The sequence below is a fragment of the Stutzerimonas sp. KH-1 genome, from assembly GCF_054483855.1.
This window is the reverse complement of record NZ_CM137011.1, coordinates 1,461,069-1,480,672: the sequence shown is the minus strand read 5'-3', so window position 1 is coordinate 1,480,672 and position 19,604 is coordinate 1,461,069. Positions and strand designations below refer to the sequence as shown.

19 protein-coding genes are annotated in these 19,604 nt (G+C 63.9%); 13 read left to right on the top strand and 6 right to left on the bottom strand.

What is annotated here, in order from left to right:
* Positions 1-100 precede the first annotated feature (100 nt).
* The 8 genes from ACX1DW_RS07145 (at position 101) to ACX1DW_RS07110 (ending at position 7,219) form a co-directional block, all read left to right on the top strand.
* Positions 101-640: a rhodanese-like domain-containing protein gene (locus tag ACX1DW_RS07145; protein ID WP_458993103.1), complete on the top strand. Its 540-nt coding sequence runs from the start codon at positions 101-103 to the stop codon at positions 638-640.
* 36 nt (positions 641-676) lie between these two features.
* Positions 677-865 (top strand): YgaP family membrane protein, encoded by a 189-nt coding sequence (locus ACX1DW_RS07140; protein WP_458993102.1) that lies wholly within the window; start codon positions 677-679, stop codon positions 863-865.
* A gap of 149 nt (positions 866-1,014) precedes the next feature.
* Entirely contained in the window at positions 1,015-1,881 is an 867-nt protein-coding gene (locus ACX1DW_RS07135) for an MBL fold metallo-hydrolase (protein ID WP_458993101.1), read from the top strand.
* Between the two features lie 68 nt (positions 1,882-1,949).
* Positions 1,950-2,594 carry a peroxiredoxin gene (locus ACX1DW_RS07130; protein WP_458993100.1) on the top strand — a complete coding sequence of 215 codons (645 nt, stop codon included), beginning with the start codon at positions 1,950-1,952 and terminating at the stop codon, positions 2,592-2,594.
* A gap of 105 nt (positions 2,595-2,699) precedes the next feature.
* Entirely contained in the window at positions 2,700-3,680 is a 981-nt protein-coding gene (locus tag ACX1DW_RS07125) for an SLAC1 anion channel family protein (protein WP_458993099.1), read from the top strand.
* A 23-nt stretch (positions 3,681-3,703) separates the two neighbouring features.
* Positions 3,704-4,918: a TsoY family (seleno)protein gene (locus ACX1DW_RS07120; protein WP_458993098.1), complete on the top strand. Its 1,215-nt coding sequence runs from the start codon at positions 3,704-3,706 to the stop codon at positions 4,916-4,918.
* 119 nt (positions 4,919-5,037) lie between these two features.
* Entirely contained in the window at positions 5,038-6,621 is a 1,584-nt protein-coding gene (locus tag ACX1DW_RS07115) for a tetrathionate reductase family octaheme c-type cytochrome (protein ID WP_458993097.1), read from the top strand.
* 1 nt (position 6,622) lies between these two features.
* Positions 6,623-7,219, top strand: a complete 597-nt coding sequence (locus ACX1DW_RS07110) for a cytochrome b/b6 domain-containing protein (protein WP_458993096.1) — start codon at positions 6,623-6,625, stop codon at positions 7,217-7,219.
* A 94-nt stretch (positions 7,220-7,313) separates the two neighbouring features.
* Here ACX1DW_RS07110 and ACX1DW_RS07105 read toward each other — a convergent pair whose 3' ends face one another.
* The 6 genes from ACX1DW_RS07105 to acsA all read right to left on the bottom strand — a co-directional run bounded on the left by ACX1DW_RS07105 (position 7,314) and on the right by acsA (position 13,259).
* Positions 7,314-7,943: an SAM-dependent methyltransferase gene (locus ACX1DW_RS07105; RefSeq protein WP_208218508.1), complete on the bottom strand. Its 630-nt coding sequence runs from the start codon at positions 7,941-7,943 to the stop codon at positions 7,314-7,316.
* Between the two features lie 133 nt (positions 7,944-8,076).
* Positions 8,077-8,337, bottom strand: a complete 261-nt coding sequence (locus ACX1DW_RS07100) for an acyl carrier protein (RefSeq protein WP_110777010.1) — start codon at positions 8,335-8,337, stop codon at positions 8,077-8,079.
* A 12-nt stretch (positions 8,338-8,349) separates the two neighbouring features.
* On the bottom strand, positions 8,350-9,513 hold the full coding sequence (locus ACX1DW_RS07095; protein ID WP_458993095.1) for a dihydrolipoamide acetyltransferase family protein: 1,164 nt from the start codon (positions 9,511-9,513) through the stop codon (positions 8,350-8,352).
* A 25-nt stretch (positions 9,514-9,538) separates the two neighbouring features.
* Positions 9,539-10,513, bottom strand: coding sequence for an alpha-ketoacid dehydrogenase subunit beta (locus tag ACX1DW_RS07090; RefSeq protein ID WP_458993094.1), 975 nt, complete (start codon positions 10,511-10,513; stop codon positions 9,539-9,541).
* Positions 10,510-11,502: a pyruvate dehydrogenase (acetyl-transferring) E1 component subunit alpha gene (gene pdhA / locus ACX1DW_RS07085; RefSeq protein ID WP_208218501.1), complete on the bottom strand. Its 993-nt coding sequence runs from the start codon at positions 11,500-11,502 to the stop codon at positions 10,510-10,512. The genes ACX1DW_RS07090 and pdhA overlap by 4 nt, the downstream gene beginning before the upstream one ends.
* Entirely contained in the window at positions 11,502-13,259 is a 1,758-nt protein-coding gene (gene acsA, locus ACX1DW_RS07080; RefSeq protein WP_458993093.1) for an acetate--CoA ligase, read from the bottom strand. Before acsA ends, pdhA begins: the two co-directional genes overlap by 1 nt.
* 252 nt (positions 13,260-13,511) lie before the next feature.
* Between acsA and ACX1DW_RS07075 the strand changes: the two genes are divergently transcribed.
* From ACX1DW_RS07075 to ACX1DW_RS07055, 5 genes are all read left to right on the top strand, one after another.
* Positions 13,512-14,579, top strand: a complete 1,068-nt coding sequence (locus ACX1DW_RS07075) for a phosphotransferase (RefSeq protein WP_458993392.1) — start codon at positions 13,512-13,514, stop codon at positions 14,577-14,579.
* Positions 14,576-15,529, top strand: coding sequence for a ribose-phosphate diphosphokinase (locus ACX1DW_RS07070; RefSeq protein WP_458993092.1), 954 nt, complete (start codon positions 14,576-14,578; stop codon positions 15,527-15,529). Before ACX1DW_RS07075 ends, ACX1DW_RS07070 begins: the two co-directional genes overlap by 4 nt.
* A gap of 95 nt (positions 15,530-15,624) precedes the next feature.
* Positions 15,625-16,368 (top strand): cyclic nucleotide-binding domain-containing protein, encoded by a 744-nt coding sequence (locus ACX1DW_RS07065; protein WP_458993091.1) that lies wholly within the window; start codon positions 15,625-15,627, stop codon positions 16,366-16,368.
* Between the two features lie 127 nt (positions 16,369-16,495).
* On the top strand, positions 16,496-18,907 hold the full coding sequence (locus ACX1DW_RS07060) for a Lon protease family protein (protein WP_458993090.1): 2,412 nt from the start codon (positions 16,496-16,498) through the stop codon (positions 18,905-18,907).
* On the top strand, positions 18,888-19,583 hold the full coding sequence (locus tag ACX1DW_RS07055; RefSeq protein WP_458993089.1) for a hypothetical protein: 696 nt from the start codon (positions 18,888-18,890) through the stop codon (positions 19,581-19,583). The genes ACX1DW_RS07060 and ACX1DW_RS07055 overlap by 20 nt, the downstream gene beginning before the upstream one ends.
* Positions 19,584-19,604 lie beyond the last annotated feature (21 nt).

The following is a 19,604-nucleotide window of genomic DNA, read 5'->3' as shown; positions in this document are numbered from 1 at the left end:
TGATTTATATATGAAAAATCTAGTCTCTTTTTTGAGCAGGCATCACACCGTCGATCGACAGCCCCCGCCTTCGCCGAATGAATTGATGAAGGAGAATCCCATGAAACGTTTTCTGCTAGCCAGCGCGCTGAGCTTCTGCGCCTTTGCCGCCAGTGCCGATGATCTCGGTGTTACCGCTCAGGCCGTCTATAACCGCGTTCAACAGAACGAATCGAAGCTGCTGTTTGTCGACGTGCGCGATCCGGTGGAGATCATGTTCGTCGGCTTCACCGATGCGGTGCATGTGAACGTCCCTTACCTGCTGGTGGACCGCAACACCTGGGACGAACAACGCGGGACCTACAAGGTTTCGCAGAACCCCAATTTCCTTTCTGAAATCCGCACGGAACTGAAGAAACGCGGCCTCGACGAGAACGCCGAGATCATCACCATGTGCCGCTCCGGCAGTGAACGCGGCAAGCCCAGCGCCGACTACCTGCGCGACAACGGCTTTCCCAACGCCCGCTACGTGATCGACGGTTTCCAGGGCCCAGCGATCAAGGAAGGCCCACAGGCCGGGTTCCGCCTGCTGAGCGGTTGGCAGAATTCGAACCTGCCATGGTCGCCAAAGATGAACGCCGAAAAGATGTACCGCCCGTAACGCCGGCCCATCCGGGGTCACCAGAGGAATCAAATCATGCAAAAGAACATTGGCGGTATCGACAAGGTCGCTCGCATCGTGATTGGCGTTGCGCTGCTCGTATGGGCCGCGCTCGGCGGTCCGGTATGGGCCTGGATTGGTGTACTGCCGCTGGCAACCGGACTGCTCGGCTGGTGCCCAGCCTATTCGTTGCTCGGCATCAAGGCCTGTCCGCTGAAAAAGTAGCGCGCTGCATCCGCCGGGTCACATCTGCCAACGATTGGCCCGGCCTATCCAGCCGATAGAGAAAACCCCCGAGTCTTCAACCGATGGATGTGTCAGGCTGACCTCAATCCGATACCCCCAGGGGTATTAAGAACAGGAGGAGCTTTGCTATGACCCCCAATGTCGAAGCCTTTTTCGATCCTGCGAGCTATACCTATAGCTACGTAGTCAGCGACCCTGCCACGCAACGCTGTGCGTTGGTGGACTCGGTACTTGACTACGATCCTGCCTCGGGCCGCACGTCCTATCACAGCGCCGATCGCCTGATCGAGCACGTCCGCTCACGTGGACTGGTTGTGCAGTGGATACTCGAGACCCACGTTCATGCCGATCACATGAGCGCAGCGCCCTACCTGCGTCAGCAACTGGGCGGCGAGATCGGCATCGGCGAGCAGATCACCGTCGTGCAAAGCACATTCGGCAAGCTGTTCAACGCCGGGCCTGACTTCCCCACTGACGGCAGCCAGTTCGACCGCTTGTTCCGCGATGGCGAGGCGTTTCGGGTTGGCGATCTTCCGGCCCGCGCCATTCACACCCCCGGGCACACCCCGGCCTGCATGACCTACCTCATCGGCGATGCTGCCTTCGTCGGCGACACGCTGTTCATGCCCGACTATGGAACGGCTCGTTGCGACTTCCCTGGCGGCGACGCCCACACTCTGTATCGCTCGATCCACGACAAGCTGTTCCAGCTGCCCGATGAGACCCGCGTGTTCCTTTGCCACGACTACAAGGCGCCAGGGCGGGACGAATTCCAGCACCAGACGACAATTGGCGCCGAGCGTACCGGCAACGTGCACATCAATGCCGAGGTGAACGAGGAGCAGTTCGTCGCCATGCGCCAGAGCCGCGACGCCACGCTCGGCATGCCAACGCTGATCCTGCCATCGGTGCAGATCAACATGCGCGCCGGCGACATGCCGCCAGCAGAAGGCAATGGCTCCCGCTATCTGAAGATTCCGCTCGACGTGCTCTAGCGCAACGCCGGGATGCTCCACCAGCGACACACCTCAGTACCAACCAAACGAAGCAGAGGTCAGGAAAAATGGATAACGCACCGCAAATCAGTTTCCCTCGTCTCAACGAGCCGGCACCGGCCTTCAGCGCACGTACCACCTCCGGCGATCGCTCGCTGGAAGACTACCGCGGTAAATGGCTGATCCTGTTCTCCCATCCGGCGGACTTCACACCGGTCTGCACCACCGAGTTCATCGGTTTCGCCCAGGCTGCACCGAAGTTCGCCGCGATGAACTGCGAACTGCTCGGTCTGTCGATCGACAGCCTGTTTTTCCATTTGGCCTGGATGCGCAACATCAAGGAGAAGTTCGGGGTTGAAATCCCCTTCCCCATCATCGAAGACATATCGATGAAGGTCGCCAGCGCTTACGGCATGGTTCACCCCGGCGCCGCCGATACCCAGGCCGTGCGCGCGACCTTTCTGATCGACCCCAACGGCATCCTGCGCGCCATGGTCTATTACCCGATGAGCAACGGCCGCAGCATCGATGAGTTCGTGCGTCTGCTGGAGGCCCTGCAGACATCCGACACCCATGGTGTGGCAACGCCGGAGAACTGGTGCCCAGGCAAGCCGGTGATCGTGCCGCCGCCCAAGACCGCCGATGATGCCGAAAAACGCAGCAAGGAAGGCTACGACACCGTCGATTGGTACTACTCGACCAAGACGCTCTGAAGCAATCAGCTCGCCTCCGCGTATATCCAGGCTCAGCGCGGGGGCGGCTGGCGGTGTCAGCGGACCCGCTGCAAATGTCTTTCGGCCTGGAAGCCGAGGCTTGTTATGGATACCACGATCGATACCCGCATCGATGCTCAGCACCGACTCGCTCATTTTCCTGTCGCGCTGTTCGCCAGCGTGATGGGTGTCGCTGGCCTGGCGATCGCCTGGCTCAAGGCCGCCCAGACAGGGTTGGTGCCCGAGGCTATCGGCGGTGGCCTACGCTGGGCTGCCACTGGCCTGTTCGCATTCCTGCTCTTCGTCTATGTGCTCAAGCTCTCGCGGCACCCCACAGCGGTAATGGCCGAACGCGCACATCCGCTCAAGCAGAACTTCTTTCCTGCGATTTCCATCGGCGTTCTTCTGCTCGCCATCGCCTGGGCCCATGCCGCACCAGGCGTGGCGCAATGGCTGTGGAACTTAGGTGCCGCATCGCACCTGGTCTTTACCCTGCTGGCAATGAGCGGCTGGATCCATCACGCCCATTTCGAGATCAAGCACGTCAATCCGGCCTGGTTCATCCCTGTGGTGGGCAACATTCTGGTGCCGGTCGTTGGCGCGAGCTTTGCTCATAGCGACATCAGCTGGTTCTTTTTCAGCATCGGCCTGGTTTTCTGGCTGGTGCTGCTGACCATCGTGCTGTACCGGCTGTTCTTTCACGAACCGATGCCCGTGCGCCTGACACCAACCCTGTTCATTCTTCTCGCGCCGCCCTCGGTCGGCTTTCTCGCCTATCTGGCACTGACCGACAGCCTGGATGCCTTTGCTCGCACTCTGTACTTCACGGCGCTGTTCCTCGGCCTGCTGCTGGCCAGTAACGCTGCGCGCTTTTACCGCGTGCCGTTCTTCATCTCCGCTTGGGCATACTCGTTCCCGATGGCAGCGCTGACCCTGGCAACCTTCGAAATGGCTGCTCGCACCGGTCTGCCTTTCTACGGTTGGCTGGGCTGGGCCTTGCTGGCGTTGCTGAGCGGCGTAGTGGCAATACTTGCCGGGAAGACGCTGACCGCCGCCCTCAAGGGCAGGATCTGCGTACCCGAGTAAGCGACCAGCAGAGGAGCTGCGACATGTTTCGGCGCAATCAGGACATCCCTTATCACCCCAGCTACTGGTTGGCCGCTCTCGGAGCAGGCGGGCTGGCGATTTCGTTCTACATGTACCTGATGTGGATGGTGCCGCACCGGGATCATCCAATGCCCACCTGGGAGCACCTGCTAGCGGCCTGGCACAACGGCGCCGCCGGCCCGGTGCCGTTGTCCGCAATCGTGCTGATCGCTGGTGGCGGCGTCGCGGCCATGGCCGTCCTGCACTTTCTGCTGCTGGGCTGGAACATCCGCGAGTTCCGCGCCGCCAGCAGTCAGAATTCGCTGGTGAGCTTGCGTAGCTCACCGGCAGAAGTGCAGCTGATGACGGTGCCGCTGACCCTGGCCATGACGGTCAATGTCTGTTTCGTGCTGGGCGCCTTGTTCGTTCCGGGACTATGGTCGGTGGTCGAGTACCTGTTTCCGCTCGCCCTCCTCGCCTTTGCTGCCATAGCCTGGAGTGCGCTGCGCATCTACGGCCGTTACCTCAGCCGCATGCTGGTGAGCGGTGGCTATCGCAGCGAGGAGCACAATCATCTGTCCGCCCTGCTGGCCGTATTCACCTTCGCCATGCTCTCGGTGGGTTTCGCCGCGCCCGCCGCGATGTCTCACGTGAAGCTGGTGTCGACTTTGGCGGCGACGCTGTCGATTCTGTTCCTCGTACTGTCGCTGGTGGTCGGCATCATCGTGCTGGTAACGGGCATCAGCGCGATGATGACGCATGGCCTGCAATCCCAGGCGACGCCCAGCATCTGGATGCTGGTACCGATTCTCACCCTGCTCGGCATCGAATGGCTGCGCCTGCAGCATGGCCTCAGCCACCATTTTTCCGGCGGTGCGAGCAGCGCCACGACGTTCGTCACCTTGACCGCGATCTTCATGCTGCAACTGGGTGTGATGCTGATCGGCTACCGGGTCATGCAGCTCAACGGTTACCTGCGTGCGCACCTTTCGGGGCAAGCACGCAGCCCAGTGAGCTTCGGCCTGATCTGTCCGGGCGTTGCGCTCTTCGTGATGGGCATGTTCTGGTGGCACCTGGTATGGGTGAACAGCGGCCTGATCGCGCCATTCGGCGCCGCCTACTGGGTGGCCATCCTGGTGCTCGTGCTGATCCAGGTAGCCACCGTCGCGGCCCTGTTGCGCCTGACCTGGAACCTGTTGCTGCATCGAGACGTACGTATCGCCGGCGTCGATGGCTGACGCACCTCAATGCCCGGATCTGGGAAGCCGCGTAGCCTGATGCCAACACCATACTGGCCACGCGATGAACTATCGTTTCAGCAGAGGCTGTGCATTTTCGCCCCATGGAGACGGGAACGATGAATGTATTTCGCCGAGATCTGGCCTGGCTCGCATGCCTGGCCCTTCTGCTGCCTGTTTCGTTGCTGGCTGCCACGGCCGACCATAGCCGCTTCAGGCAGTTGCAGGGACCATTCACCAGCGGCGAAGAAGTCACCCGAGCCTGCCTCGGTTGTCATACCGAAGCTGCCTCTCAGGTGATGGCCACGCGTCACTGGACGTGGGACTACACCAACCCGGACACCGGCCAGCGTCTGGGCAAGAAGACCATGCTCAATGGCTTCTGCATCGGTGACCGCTCCAACGAAGCCTTCTGCCAGTCCTGTCACGTCGGCTATGGCTGGAAGGATGCAAACTTCGACTTCTCGGACGAAACCAAGGTCGACTGCCTGGCCTGTCACAACACGGGCAGCTACCTGAAACTTGCCGGATTGGCCGGCCACCCTCCCCTGGTACGCACCGAAACCTCACCCGGCTCGGGCAAGTTCGTCGAACCGGTTAACCTGGCCGCGGTCGCCCGCAATGTCGGCGCAACCTCGCGCCGCACCTGCGGCGCCTGTCACTACTACGGCGGTGGCGGCGACGGGGTAAAGCACGGCGATCTCGACTCTTCTCTGAACGATCCGCCGCGCACCCTCGACGTGCATATGTCCAGCCAGGGGCCGGATTTCAGCTGCTCGACCTGTCACGTCGCCGATGAGCACCGAATCGCCGGGAGCCGCATCAGTGTCACCGCCTCCGATCCTCACGCGGCGATCCTGCGCGGTGAGCGCAGCGCACGCAATCCCTCGACCTGCCAATCGTGCCACGGCGAGCGTCCGCATCAGGGCGACCTGCTACACGCCAGCCGGCTCAACGATCACAGCCGCGTCCTGGCCTGCCAAAGCTGCCATATCCCGGCCTTCGCTCGAGGCGGCGTGCCAACGAAGATGGGCTGGGACTGGTCGACAGCCGGCAAGATGAACGCCGAAGGCAAGCCTTTCCTGACCCGAGATGCCGACGGCCACGTGATCTACGACAGCCGCAAGGGCGACTTCCTCCTCGCCGAGAACGTGGTGCCGGACTATGTCTGGTTCGATGGCACCGTCACTTACGTGCAGCCCGATACCCGGATCGATCCGGACAGCCTGGTGCCGATCAATACGTTCCACGGCACGCCGGGCGCCGCGGATGCGCGGATCTGGCCGGTTAAGACTTTCCATAGTCGCCAGCCGTATGACCTGGTGCATCACACCTTGCTGGTCCCACATACCGCCTTGCCCGATGACACGGCGTTCTGGTTCAACTTCGATTGGGCCAAGGCGCTGCAGGCCGGTGCCGACGCCACCGGCGCGCCCTACAGTGGTCAGTTCGGCTTTGTCGATACGCAGATGCTCTGGCCGATCACCCACATGGTCGCGCCCAAGGAGCAAGCGCTCGACTGCGCCCAGTGCCACGCGGCTAAAGGGCGGCTGGCGGCAGTGCCCGGCATCTGGCTGCCCGGCAAGGATCGCAATCCGCTGCTCGACCGTCTCGGCTTCGGCCTGGCCGGGCTGGCCCTGCTCGGCGTTCTGCTTCACGCCATGCTTCGCGGCATCGCGCATGCGCGCCGAAGGAGACACTGAAATGGCCGACCGCCTCTATCTGTTCACCCGCTTCGAGCGCTTCTGGCACTGGTCGCAAGCTGCGTTGATCATCACGCTGCTATTCAGTGGCTTCGCCATTCATGGGAGTCACGCCCTGCTCGATTTCCGCACTGCGGTCGAGGTTCATGAAGTCGCCGCCTGGCTGCTCATCGCGTTATGGATTTTCGCCATCTTCTGGCACTTCACGACCGGCCAATGGAGGCAGTACATACCGACGCTGACCAATATCCAACGCGTGGCGCTCTATTACGCCCGTGGCATCTTCATCGGCGCGCCGCACCCTTACAAGGTCACCGCCGAGCGCAAGCACAATCCGCTTCAGCGCATCGCTTACCTGGGCATACTTGTGCTGATCAACCCGCTGATCTGGATCAGCGGGCTGCTCTATCTGTTCTGGGGCCGCCTGGAGCCTTTGCTGCCTGACTGGCTGGCCCTTGAGGCGGTAGCCCTGGCACATACCGGTGGCGCGTTTCTGATGCTGATCTTCCTGATCGTACATGCGTACCTGACCACAACCGGACAGACACCATTGGCTCATATCAGGGCGATGATCACAGGCTGGGAAGAGCGGCATTGAGACGTTGCTCGACGCCATCACGTAGAGGCACCGAAGTGCCCCGATTCGATCGCTGCGAAAGGGATGCCTCTAGCCCGCTACAGCAGGTTCCGCCTCAAGCGGGTATTTCAGCCGTCGGCTTGCGCGCCACCAGATCGATCAGTGCGGACATTCCGCGGTGGCGGCTGCCCTCCTCTATGTAGGCATCGTATTCGGCCAGATGCAGGATCTGCAGGCCGGCGAAAGCCTCGCGCAGCGCTGCAGCGGTGTAGAGATTGGCCGGCTCCTTCGGGCCGCCGGTGGCGTAGCTCAACTGTTCGAGACGATAGCCTTCCAGCAGCAGAAGCCCGCCGGGCTTCAAGGCGCGCTGCATGTCGGCGAACATCTGCGCACGCAGCTCCGGGCCGACGAACTGGATGAATATCGCGACAATCGCGTCGAAGCGCTCGCTGCCCCAATCCCAGGTCAGCAGATCGGCGCATTCGTGAGCGAGGTTGACGCCCCGCTCGGCCGCCAGCTGGCGGGCCTTGTCGATCGCCCGCGGCGCTGCCTCCACGGCCAGTACATCCAGCCCCAGCTGAGCCAGCCAGACGCCATTGCGGCCTTCGCCGTCGGCAACAGACAGGACCTTCATGCCTGGCGTGAAACGCTCTCGCTGGCTGGCCAGAAAGGCGTTTGGCTCTTTACCAAACAGGTACTCCGCGTCGCTGTAGCGTTCGTTCCATTCTGCGATCTTTGGGTCCATGCGCCCTCCGGTTGAGCGTGAATGCGGCGTCGCCGACGCCTCTGGAAGCTGCCCGCAATATACCCCTTGCCGTATCCATCAGGGCAAGCCGCACGGCCACCGGTCAGCCGCCTGGTAGTTGCTCTGCTGGCAGTCAGTTGCGCGGCTGCTCCTGCAGGCGATCGTGCAGATAGGCGACAACGGCATCAATGCTCGTCAGCAACTGGTAATCGGCTTCCGGAATGTTCACCCCCAGTTGCTGGTGCAGCGCAGCGATGTAGCGCAGCCAGTCCATCGAATCGAGGTCCACCTCGTCGCGTAGCAGGCGGTCGGGGCGCAGGGTCTCCATGTCGATTTCCGGCGCGATGTGTTGCAACGCATCGAGTGCAATGTGGCGAATCTGCGCTTGGTCCATCTCGCTCTCCTGTCACAGGCTGTCTGGGCTCTGCAGCAGACGGTGCACTTCGGCGAGGAATCGCGCGCCGTAATGGCCATCGCTGACGCGGTGATCCGCCGCCAGGCTTAGCGTCACGGTCGGCATCACGCAAAGTGCACCAGCCTGCACCCATGGGCGCTCGGCAATGCGCCCGACCCCGACCAGCGCCACCTGAGGCGGATAGATGACCCCGAACACGCTATCCACGCCCTGCTCGCCCAGTTGGGTAACGGTGAGAGTCGCATCGCTCATTTCCGAGCTGCGCAACGATCCGGCACGCGCACGCTGAACAAGATCGCTGAGCGCCTGCATCAGGTCCGGCAGCGAGCGATCGGCGACATCGCGAAGCGCAGGCGCGACCAGTCCGCCTCGTCGCAGTGTGATCGCGACCCCCAGGTGGATGCCTTCCGCAGGCTGGAAGGCGTTATCTCGCCAATAGCCGTTGAGCTGCGGATAGTCACGCAGCGCCAACGCCACCGCCTTGAGCAGTACCACGCTGGCCAACAACCGCTGCTCGGGTGGGCGCTCGGCGTTGTAGTCCTGCAACCACTTGGCGGCCGATCCGAACGCCATGGTTTCGCTCAGGTAATAGTGGGGAATCTCGCGCTTGGAGCGGCTCATGGCCGCTGCTATGGCTTGGCGCATCGCCGTGTGTCGATCCACGGTTAACGTGCGGGCGGCGGCCGCGTCTATGTCCCGCAGCGTGATCGACCCCTGTGGGCCGCTGCCGGTAAGGCTTGCCGGGTCGATGCCAAGCTCGGCTGCGCGTTTGCGCGCCGCGGGCGAGATGCGCAGACGCGCCGCCTCGCCCCCCGATTGGGCCGGCGACGCCGCGCGCATTTCAGGCGCGATCGGTGCCTGGCTTGCCACCTCCGGAATCGTCTCCGCGCGCTGTGCCATGGCCGCTTCACGGGTTTCGCCGGGTTCCAGCAGCATCGCCATGGCTGTACCGACCGGGATCTTGCTACCCGGTTCGACCAGCAGTTCGAGCACCTCGCCGCTGTGCCAGCACTCCACATCGACCGCCGCCTTGGCCGTGTCGACCACGGCGATCACCTCGCCCCGCTCGATATGCTCGCCGGGCTCGACCTTCCATTGCAGCAGCGTGCCCTCATCCATGTCCGCACCCAGCGAAGGTAACTTGAAGACGATCATGCACACCTCATGGCTGTGGTAGAGGCTACTGGAGCAGCCGTCTGGCCGCTTCGACGATACCTGGCACCTGCGGCAGAGCCGCATCTTCGAGGTGTTTGGCGTAGGGAATCGGTATTTCGGCACTGCATACCCGTGCCGGTGGGGCGTCGAGCTCGAAAAAGCCCTGCTCGATGATGCGCGTGATGATCTCCGCCGACAGGCTGCCGCTGCGCCATCCCTCGTCCACCACCAACACACGATGCGTCTTGCGCACCGATTCGAGAATCGTCGCGTCATCCAGCGGACGCAGCACGCGCAGATCGATGACTTCCGCCGAAATGCCCTCGCCAGCCAGCTGCTCGGCCGCCTGAAGCGCCTTGTGCAGGGTGCCACCGTAGGTGATCAGGGTCAGGTGATCGCCCTGCCGGCGCACTCGCGCCGAGTGAATGTCGACGGTCGCTGTGCCGTCCAGATCGGCTTCCTGGTTGTACAACTGCGCATGCTCGAAGATCAGCACGGGGTTCGGGTCCAATAGCGCCGGCCAGAGCATGCCGCGTGCGTCCTCGACGGTCGCCGGAGCCAGAATCTTCAACCCGGGCACATGCGCGAACCAGCCCTCCAGGCTGTGCGAGTGCTGCGCCGCCAGCTGCCGTCCGGCCCCGGTGGCCATGCGCAGCACCAGCGGCACGGAAAATTGCCCGCCGGACATATGCCTGAGCGTTGCCGCGGTGTTGATCAGCGGGTCGAGGGCCAGTAGGGCGAAGTTGACCGTCATCACCTCGATGATGGGCCGCATGCCGCCGAGCGACGCACCGATCCCGGCCCCCACGAACGCCAGCTCGGACAAGGGCGTGTCGCGGATGCGCGCCTCGCCGAACTCGTCGAGCAGCGCCTTGGAGACGGCATAGGTGCCGCCGTAGCGACCAACATCCTCACCCATCAGGAAAACGCGTTCGTCACGCTGCAGGGCGTCGCGCAACGCTTCCCGCAGGGCTTCGCGGTAGCTGATCCGGCTGCTCATGGCTGCACCTGCGGGGCGTAGACGTCGCTATACAGCTGCTCGATGGGCTCGAGCGCGCCGGCTTCGGCGTAGGCCACGGCCTGCTCCACCTCCTGCCGCACTCCAGCTTCGATGGCGAGAAAGCCCGGCTCGTCGAGGACGCCCTGCGCCCTGAGCCGCGCGCTGTAGGTTTGAATCGGGTCGCGCTGCTTCCACTGCTCCACTTCCGTCTTGTCGCGATACAGCTCCGGATCGAACATGGAATGAGCCCGGAAGCGGTAGGTCTGCAGCTCCAGGAAGTACGGCCCCTGCCCGCTGCGCACATGCGCCACCGCGTCACGGGTGGCGTCGTGCACGGCGACCACGTCCATGCCGTCGACCGCGCTGGCGGCCACCCGATAGGCCGCGGCCTTGGCACACAGGTCGGTCTGCGACTGCGAACGGGCCAGGGCAGTGCCCATCGCGTACAGGTTGTTCTCGCAGCAGAACAGCACTGGCAGCTGCCACAGGGCCGCCAGGTTCATCGATTCATGGAACGCGCCCTCGGCCATCGCGCCCTCGCCGAAGAAGCAGGCGCTGATGCGCGAGCCCTTCTGCATCTGCTCGGCCAGCGCCAACCCGACCGCCAATGGAAGGCCGCCAGCGACGATGGCGTTGCCGCCGAAGAAGCGGGTCCGCGCATCGAACAGGTGCATGGAGCCGCCGCGACCATGCGAGCAGCCCTCCTGCCGTCCGAACATCTCGGCCATGATCGAATTCATCGACACTCCCTGAATCAGCGCGTGGCCATGCTCGCGATAGGTGGCGACGATCGCATCATCGGCGGCCAGCGCATGCAGTGCCCCTACCGCCACCGCCTCTTCGCCTATGTAGAGGTGCAGGAAACCGCGGATCTTGCCCTCGCCGTACAGCTCGGCGGCGCGCTCCTCCATGAGGCGGATACGCAGCATGTCGCGCAGCAGGGTCAGCGCCAGGTCCGGTGGATAGCTCACGGCAGCCGGCGTGTTCATCAGGGGTTCTCCAGTGTCGAGGTATCGCCTTCCGGCAGCCCCAGCTCCCGGGCCTTGAGCAGCCGGCGCATCAGCTTGCCGCTGCGGGTGCGCGGCAGGCTGGCGAGAAACTCCAGTTCCTTCGGCGCGACGGCCGCCCCCAGGCGCTTGCGCGCATGGCCGATCAGCTCGTCGTGCAGCGCCTCGCTGGCCTCGCGGCCGCGCTTCAGTGAGACGAACGCCTTGACCGTTTCGCCCAGCAGAGGATCGGGCTTGCCGATCACCGCCGCTTCGGCCACCGCGGAATGCTCCATCAGCGCGCTTTCCACCTCGAACGGGCCGATCAGATGGCCGGCGGACTTGATCACGTCATCGCTACGGCCGATGAACCAGTAATAGCCATCGGCATCGCGCCGGGCCAGGTCGCCGCTCAGGTACCAATCGCCGGCGAAGCAGCGCCGATAGCGCTCCTCCTGACCAAGGTAGGTGCGGAACATGCCCGGCCACGGCTGTTTCAGGGCCAGCTCGCCGATCTCCTCGTCGCCAAGGAGGATCAGGCTGCCGTCTTCGCCGTGGCGGACGATCGCCGCCTCGACGCCCGGCAGGGGCTTGCCCATGGAGCCCGGCTTGATCGGCATGGCTGGCAGGTTGGCGATCATGATTCCGCCGGTCTCGGTCTGCCACCAGTTGTCGTGGATCGGCAGGCCGAGCACTTCCTTGCCCCACCAGACCGCCTCGGGGTTGAGCGGCTCGCCGACGCTGGCGACGAAGCGCAACTGCGGATGGAAATGCCGACGCGCCAGCTCCGGTCCGGCCTTCATCAGCATGCGAATGGCGGTCGGCGCGGTGTACCAGACGCTGATGCGCTCCTTCTCGAGGATGCCGTACCAGCGCTCGGCATCGAACTCGCCGCAGTCGACCACGCTGGTTACGCCCAGCAGCAGTGGCGCGAGGATGCCGTAGGACGTGCCGGTGACCCAGCCCGGATCGGCGCTGCACCAGTAGATGTCTTCCGGGTGCAGGTCGAGCGCGTACTTGCCGGTGACATAGTGAGTCAGTGCGGCGCCATGTACGTGTAGCGCGCCCTTCGGCGTGCCGGTGGTGCCGCTGGTGAAATGCAGCAGCGAGGGGCTGTCGGCCGTGGTCGGCACGATCTCGAAATCCTCGCTGGCGCTGGACAGCAGCTGGTGCAGGTCCAGTGTGCCGTCGATGCCGGTGTGACCGCCGCTCTCGTCATAGATCAGCACATGCTTGAGCAACGGCAGCCGCCCGCGCAGCCCGGCGACCTTCTTGCGATACAGCGTCTCGCTGGTCAGCAGAACGCTGCACTCCCCCAGACGCATGCGAGTTTCCAGCGGCTCGGGACCGAATGCGGCGAACAGCGGCGAGACCACGCAGCCGTTCTTCAATCCGCCCAGCACACCGAGGTAGAGCTCGACGCCACGATTGCACAGCACGAACAGCCGTTCGCCCGGAGCGACGCCGAGTTGGACGAGCATGTTGGCGAAGCGATTGGTCTGGCGCTTGAGCTGCAGGTAGCTCAGCTCGCGACGGCTGCCGTTGCGTTCAAGGAAACGCAGGGCCGGATGGCCCGCCCGCGTGCCAGCAGCGTGGCGATCGACCGCTTCATGAGCCAGATTCAATCCTCCCCCTGGCAGGCCGGTGAGCGCGCCGGCAGCGGCCTGCCAGCTGAACCGACTGACGTCGAAGGCCGCGTCGGGCCAGTTGGGTTTTACCGCCAGGTCCCGAGATGTTTTTTCAATGGTCGCTGAACGCATGAGGCGGTCCCCTGAGCAGGTCGTGCCGCGGTGCGACACCCAGGCAGATTGGCATGAGGCAGCACAGCCGCTATTCAGAGGCTAGAACTGAAATCGAAAAAGGGTTTGATCCCGATCAACGCCCGGCGACGGCCGTCCGGCAGTCGGGCACGCCGAGACGGGGCGACTAGACTCGCTGGCAGCAGTGCTTGATCCAGTCCCCGACCACCAGCTGGTGGCATCGCCATGCGCAGAGCCGACCGTGAGGAACAGATGAGCGATCAGCAAGAGGTCATCGACTTTCTTTCCCGCGCCGAAAGTTACGGGCAGGCTGGCGACAGCGTCGAGCGCATCGACACCCATGGCTCGTTGATCTTTTTGTGCGGTGAACGCGCCTACAAGCTCAAGCGCGAGATTGCCTATGCCTCGCTGGACTTCCGGACGTTGCACAAACGCGAGCGCGCCTGCCATGCCGAGCTGCGCCTCAACCGACGGACCGCGCCGGCCATCTACCTCGAGGTGCGTGCAGTTACTCGCGGCCGTGACGGTCGGCTCGCCTTTGGCGGAGACGGCGAAGTGCTCGACTGGGTCGTGGTCATGCGCCGATTCCCTCAATCGGCGCTGTTCGAGCGCATGGCGCTGGCTGGCCGGCTGACGCCCCCGTTGATGCAAGCGTTAGGCAAGGAAGTCGCCCGCTTCCATGCCGCAGCGGAACGCACGCCGGCATTCGGCGGCAGCGCCGGGATTCGTCAGGCGATCGAAAGCAATCACGTCGAACTGGCTCGCTACCGGCAACTGCTCGACGCATCCAGCGTAAATGCGTTGTATCGCGACCAGCTGGATCTGCTCCGACAGCAGGCTGCCGAACTCGAGCGGCGGCGCCTGGCTGGCCAGGTACGACGCTGCCATGGCGACATGCGTCTGGCCAATATCTGCCTGTTCGCCGGCCACCCGACACTGTTCGATGGCATCGAGTTCAGCGACGAGATCGCCTGCATAGACGTGCTGCACGACCTCGCTTTCGTATTGATGGACCTGCAGCACCACGGACTTGGTGAGCTCGCGCCGGTGGTGCTGCGGGCCTATCTGGACGAAAGCGGTGAGGCGGATGATTGCCTGCCGCTGCCGCTGTTTCTCTCGGTTCGTGCAGCGACCCGCTGCTTCACCCTGGCCGGCAGCTCCCTGCGCCAGTCCTCTTCCGAGGCGGCGCAGGCGAAGGCCAGCCAAGCCCGCGCGCTCTTGCAGCAGGCACAGCTTTATCTGCTGGATCACCAGGCCCTGGGCCTGGGTTATCCGCAGCTGGCACCCGACCCATCTCGTTCCACCAGGAGCCGCTCATGAACGCACACTCCCCTCTCCTGTTCGCCCTACATGGCAGCCGTGATTACGCGACGCGGGTCGCGCGGCACCTGGGGCTCGTGCTGGCCGACCTGGAAGAACGGGCCTTCGAAGATGGCGAGCACAAGAGCCGGGCGCTGACGCCGGTGGAGAATCGCAACGTTGTCGTCTTCCACGGCTTGTATGGTGACGACGAGCGCAGCGTGAACGACAAGCTCTGCCGCCTGCTGTTCTTCTGCGGCGCACTCAAGGATGCCGGCGCGCGGCACGTCCAGGTGGTCGCACCATACCTTTGCTACGCCCGCAAGGAGCGTCGCACGCAGTATCAGGACCCTATCATCACCCGCTACGTGGCTGCGCTGTTCGAAGCCTGTCGGGTCGACCGGCTGACCACGCTGGAGGTCCACAACGTCGCCGCGTTCGACAACGCGTTCCGCATCCCGACCCGGCACATCGAGAGCGCCGAACTGTTCGCTGGTCACTTCGCCGGCCTGCCCGGCGACACCGAGCTGGTAGCCGTTTCGCCCGATGCAGGAGGCGCCAAGCGCGCCGAGTCGTTTCGCCGCGCGCTGGAGCGACATACCGGGCGTGCAGTCGGCAGCGCCTACATGGAGAAGTATCGCAGCAACGACATCGTCACCGGCGCCATGCTGGTCGGCGAGGTGCACGACCGGATCGCGGTGATCGTCGATGACTTGATCAGCACCGGCGGCACGCTGCTGCGCGCTGGGCAGGCGTGCCGGGATGCCGGCGCGCGGCAGGTACACGCCGCCGCCACGCACGGCCTGTTCACCGGTGGTTCCGAAGTAGTGGAAAGCCCGGTATTCGACGGATTGGTCGTTGCCGATACCGTGCCCCCGTTCCGGCTTGACCCAGCGCTCGTCGCACGCCGTCTGACCATTCTGGATAGCAGCGCATCGGTCGCCGCGGCGCTCGCCGCCGAGTACCGCTGACGTCATGGTTGTGGTGTCCACGCTGCTCGCCGACGAATTCTTGGCTAAAGTCATGCAAGGAGCCAGGAACCGCCACGCACGTCCGGGGGACCGTCATGGATGCCACGTTCAAGGCCTGCAAGACGCTGAGATGCCGCGAGTGTTCGCTGCGCCGAATATGCCTGCCGGCGACACTGGAGGATGCCGAACTTCAGTGCCTGGAAGCGATCATTCGGCACAACCGGCGTGTCGCCAGGCAGCAGCACCTGTACCGAGTGAATGAACCGGCCACTCACGTTTATGCATTGCGCAGTGGTTCGCTCAAGACCTATCTGACCGGTAGCGACGGCAAGGAGCTGGTAACCGGCTTCGTTTTCCCCGGCGAACTGGTCGGCCTGGATGCGTTCGCCGGCGATCGCTGCGTCAACCATGCCATGGCGCTGGAGCCTTCACTGGTGTGTGCCATTCCGGTCTCGGCGCTCGAAGAATTGCTGACCAACAGCGCACGGCTGCGCAGCCGCGTGCTCAAGTCGATCAGCCACGAACTGCTCGTCGAACAGGCACACCTCAGGCATCACCGCGAGAGCGCCGCACAGCGCTTCGTTGCCTTCTTCCTCGAGATTTCCGCACGCTTCGCCCGGCGTGGGCTGTCGGCAACGAGGTTCACGCTGCCGATGACCAGAGCGGAGATCGGCAGCTACCTGGGCCTGACCACGGAAACGGTCAGTCGCCTGTTCACCCGCTACCGCCAACTGGGGCTGATCGAAAGCAACGGGCGTGACATCCGCCTACTGGATATACGCTCCCTGTGGAATGCCTGCGAAACGGCACCACTGCGGCTGTCGTGCGTGGCCGAGTAAGACGTGGCAGGCGGTTGACCCCCATCAAGGCTCCGTCCTGCCGCGACGCAATAATCGGAACCCTACCCTCCTTCGTCATGCGCCCTGCCTGTGACGAAGCTACAGCCTGCCGCAGCGGAGGTTTGCCTTGCAGTCCTACGAACTACCAGCAGAACGCCTTTATCACGCCTGCGATGACGGGCAGCTGGACTTCTCGACCACCGAGGAGCTGGCCGAACTCGACGAGACCCTGGGCCAGCAACGCGCCCTCGGCGCGCTCCACCTTGGCATCGGTATGCGTCACGAGGGTTACAACCTCTACGTGATGGGCGCACCGGGGCTGGGTAAGCACGCGATCGTACGCAAGCTGTTGCAGCAGCGTTCGGCCGAGGCACCGCAGGCGCAGGACTGGTGCTACATCAACAACTTCCGAGCACCGCACAAGCCGCTGGTGCTCTGTGTTCCGGCCGGAACCGGCAACACGCTGCAAGCCGACATGCGCCGACTCATCCGCACCCTGCTCGGTGCTCTGCCCGCAGCATTCGACAGCGACGACTATCGCAATGCGGTGCAGGCCATCAAGGATGAGTTCAAGGCGCGCGAGGAAACCCTGTTCGGCTCGGTCAGCGAGCAAGCCCGCCAGGCGGGCATCATGCTGATGAGCACACCCAGCGGCTATACCCTGGCACCGCTGCTCAAGAGCGGCGAAGTGATGGGGCCGGCGGAGTACGAGCAGCTCTCTGCCGAAGAGAAGCAGCGCATCGAGCAGAGCAGCGAAACGCTGCGGCAGACGCTGCGCCAAGGGCTGCAGCTGATTGCTGGATGGCATCGGGAGCACGACAAGCGTATCGAGCAACTCAATCAGGAGACCATCAGCGCCACGGTGGACATCCATATGGCGGAACTCGAATCGCGCTATCGAACGCTTCCGGGCGTGATGACCTTTCTCGCCGAGGTCAAGCTGGACATCATCGAACGAGGCGAAGACCACTTTGCCAACGTCGAGCCCGACAAGGTGCTCGGCAGCCACCGGCTGACGCCATTCAACCGTTACTTCGTCAACGTGTTGGTCGATAACTCCGGCAGTAGCGGCGCGCCTCTGGTCTACGAGGATCATCCGAGCTACCAGAACCTGCTGGGTCGCATCGAGCATCTGGCGCAGATGGGCACCCTGCTTACCGACTTCACGCTGATCAAGAGCGGCGCCCTGCATCGCGCCAATGGCGGCTATCTGGTACTCGATGCGCGAAAACTGTTGAGCCAGCCGTTCGCCTGGGAGGCGCTGAAACGTGCGCTGCAGGCGCGCGAGTTGCGGCTGCAGTCACTCGAGCAGGTGCTCAGCATGGCCAGCACCATTTCCCTCGAGCCGGACCCGATTCCGCTGAACGTCAAGGTCGTGCTGGTCGGCGAGCGGCGCCTGTATTACCTGCTGAACCAGTACGATCCCGAGTTCCCTCTGCTGTTCAAGGTCGAAGCGGATTTCGCCGAGGATTTCGAGCGCACCCCGCAGAACATCCTGCTGTACGCGCGACTGCTGGCGACACTGCAGCGAAGGGAGAAGCTCAAGCCGCTGGAACGCGGTGCCGTTGCGCGGTTGATCGAGCATGCCTCACGCCACGTCGACGACGCCGAGCGCTTGTCCCTGCACCTGGCTAACATGCTCGATGTGCTGCGCGAGTCGGATTTCTGGGCGAACGAGCACGGTAGCGAGCTGATCCGCCGCGAGGACGTCGAACGCGCCCTGGCTGAATCCATCCACCGCGCCGATCAGATCCGCGAGCGCATGCACGATGCGGTACTGCGCGACCTGCGACTGATCGAAACCAGCGGCCGTGCCGTGGGCCAGATCAACGGGCTGGCAGTGGTGCAGCTGGGCAACCATGCCTTCGGCCATCCGGTCAGGATCACGGCGACCGCGCGGCTCGGCGATGGCAAGGTCATCGACATCGAGCGAGAGGTCGAGCTGGGCGGGGCACTGCATTCCAAGGGCGTGATGATCCTGTCCGCCTATCTGGCCAGTCGTTATTCGCCTGAAGCGCCGCTGTCGCTGGCCGCCAGTCTGGTCTTCGAACAATCCTACGGCCCGGTCGAGGGCGACAGTGCCTCGGTGGCCGAACTCTGCGTGCTGCAGTCCGCTCTGGCCGGGCTGCCGCTGCGTCAGGATCTGGCAATTACCGGATCGGTGAACCAGCACGGCAACGTCCAGGTGATCGGCGGCGTCAACGAGAAGATCGAAGGCTTCTTCGACATTTGCCGTGCTCGTGGGCTGAGCGGCACCCAGGGGGTGATCGTGCCGGCAGGTAACGTCAAACATCTGATGTTGCGTCAGGATCTGCTCGTCGCCGTTCGCCAGCAGCAGTTCCACATCTACGCGGTCAGCGATGTCGACCAGGCGATGGAGTTGCTCACCGGACTGCCCGCCGGCACCGCCGACAATACCGGGCGCTATCCGCCCGACACGCTGAACGCCGCCGTCCAGCACCGCCTGGATGAGCTCAGCGAGCTGCGTCGGCGCTACATCCAGGGCGCAGGTAACGGCCGTGATCGGCGCGACGCGTGATCCAACGGCTCCACGCCGGGTGCTGCTGGCGCTGGAACCGGCGGGCATCAACCCGGGCTCGTTGCAGATCGCCGTGCAGCTGTCACGCACCCTGCGTGCCGAGCTGACCAGTCTGCTGCTGGAGGATGTGGCCCTGCTGCGCGCCGCCGCCCTGCCCTTTGCCAGGGAAATCAGCCACAGCGGCACCGAGCGCATGCTGGACCCGGCAACGCTCGAGCGCAGCCTTCGGGTGCGCGCGGACCGCTTGCGCGAAGAACTGGCCCGGCAGATCGGTCCCAGCGGGATCGCCTGGTCCCTGCGCAGTCTGCGCGGTCCAGGCCTCGAGACGCTGTTGAACGAGATCAGACAAAGCGACGTGACGGTATTCGGCCGCGCTCAACGGACGCCCTGGCGTACACAGCCGCCAGATCGGCATGGCGTGGTGCTCTACCGCCAACCGTCAGCCCTGCAGAACGCCGCTATCGCAATGCAATCGCTGGATCGGAATGGGCGCCTCCCTGGGCTGGCCTGGGAGGCGATGCGCTGGGCTAGCACGGAACAGTCGCTGCCGTTGCTCCGTTGCCGCCAGCCAACCCTGGTGCTGTTGGCCGGTGCCGCTGGCGATTGGTCCGCGGCGGAACTGCGACAGCTGACCGAGCATCTGGATTGCCCGATCCTGCTGATTCCGCCGTTCTGACCGGCCCACGCTGCCGCTGAT

Excerpts from the sequence above, each read along its gene's own strand:
- ACX1DW_RS07125 (WP_458993099.1), top strand. The coding sequence starts at position 2,700 with ATGGATACCACGATCGATACCCGCATCGATGCTCAGCACCGACTCGCT.
- ACX1DW_RS07120 (WP_458993098.1), top strand. The coding sequence starts at position 3,704 with ATGTTTCGGCGCAATCAGGACATCCCTTATCACCCCAGCTACTGGTTG.
- ACX1DW_RS07140 (WP_458993102.1), top strand. The coding sequence starts at position 677 with ATGCAAAAGAACATTGGCGGTATCGACAAGGTCGCTCGCATCGTGATT.
- ACX1DW_RS07065 (WP_458993091.1), top strand. The coding sequence starts at position 15,625 with ATGGATGCCACGTTCAAGGCCTGCAAGACGCTGAGATGCCGCGAGTGT.
- ACX1DW_RS07070 (WP_458993092.1), top strand. The coding sequence starts at position 14,576 with ATGAACGCACACTCCCCTCTCCTGTTCGCCCTACATGGCAGCCGTGAT.
- pdhA (WP_208218501.1), bottom strand. The coding sequence starts at position 11,502 with ATGAACACGCCGGCTGCCGTGAGCTATCCACCGGACCTGGCGCTGACC.
- ACX1DW_RS07110 (WP_458993096.1), top strand. The coding sequence starts at position 6,623 with ATGGCCGACCGCCTCTATCTGTTCACCCGCTTCGAGCGCTTCTGGCAC.
- ACX1DW_RS07105 (WP_208218508.1), bottom strand. The coding sequence starts at position 7,943 with ATGGACCCAAAGATCGCAGAATGGAACGAACGCTACAGCGACGCGGAG.
- ACX1DW_RS07145 (WP_458993103.1), top strand. The coding sequence starts at position 101 with ATGAAACGTTTTCTGCTAGCCAGCGCGCTGAGCTTCTGCGCCTTTGCC.
- ACX1DW_RS07130 (WP_458993100.1), top strand. The coding sequence starts at position 1,950 with ATGGATAACGCACCGCAAATCAGTTTCCCTCGTCTCAACGAGCCGGCA.
- ACX1DW_RS07095 (WP_458993095.1), bottom strand. The coding sequence starts at position 9,513 with ATGATCGTCTTCAAGTTACCTTCGCTGGGTGCGGACATGGATGAGGGC.
- acsA (WP_458993093.1), bottom strand. The coding sequence starts at position 13,259 with ATGCGTTCAGCGACCATTGAAAAAACATCTCGGGACCTGGCGGTAAAA.
- ACX1DW_RS07135 (WP_458993101.1), top strand. The coding sequence starts at position 1,015 with ATGACCCCCAATGTCGAAGCCTTTTTCGATCCTGCGAGCTATACCTAT.
- ACX1DW_RS07100 (WP_110777010.1), bottom strand. The coding sequence starts at position 8,337 with ATGGACCAAGCGCAGATTCGCCACATTGCACTCGATGCGTTGCAACAC.
- ACX1DW_RS07075 (WP_458993392.1), top strand. The coding sequence starts at position 13,512 with ATGAGCGATCAGCAAGAGGTCATCGACTTTCTTTCCCGCGCCGAAAGT.
- ACX1DW_RS07115 (WP_458993097.1), top strand. The coding sequence starts at position 5,038 with ATGAATGTATTTCGCCGAGATCTGGCCTGGCTCGCATGCCTGGCCCTT.
- ACX1DW_RS07090 (WP_458993094.1), bottom strand. The coding sequence starts at position 10,513 with ATGAGCAGCCGGATCAGCTACCGCGAAGCCCTGCGGGAAGCGTTGCGC.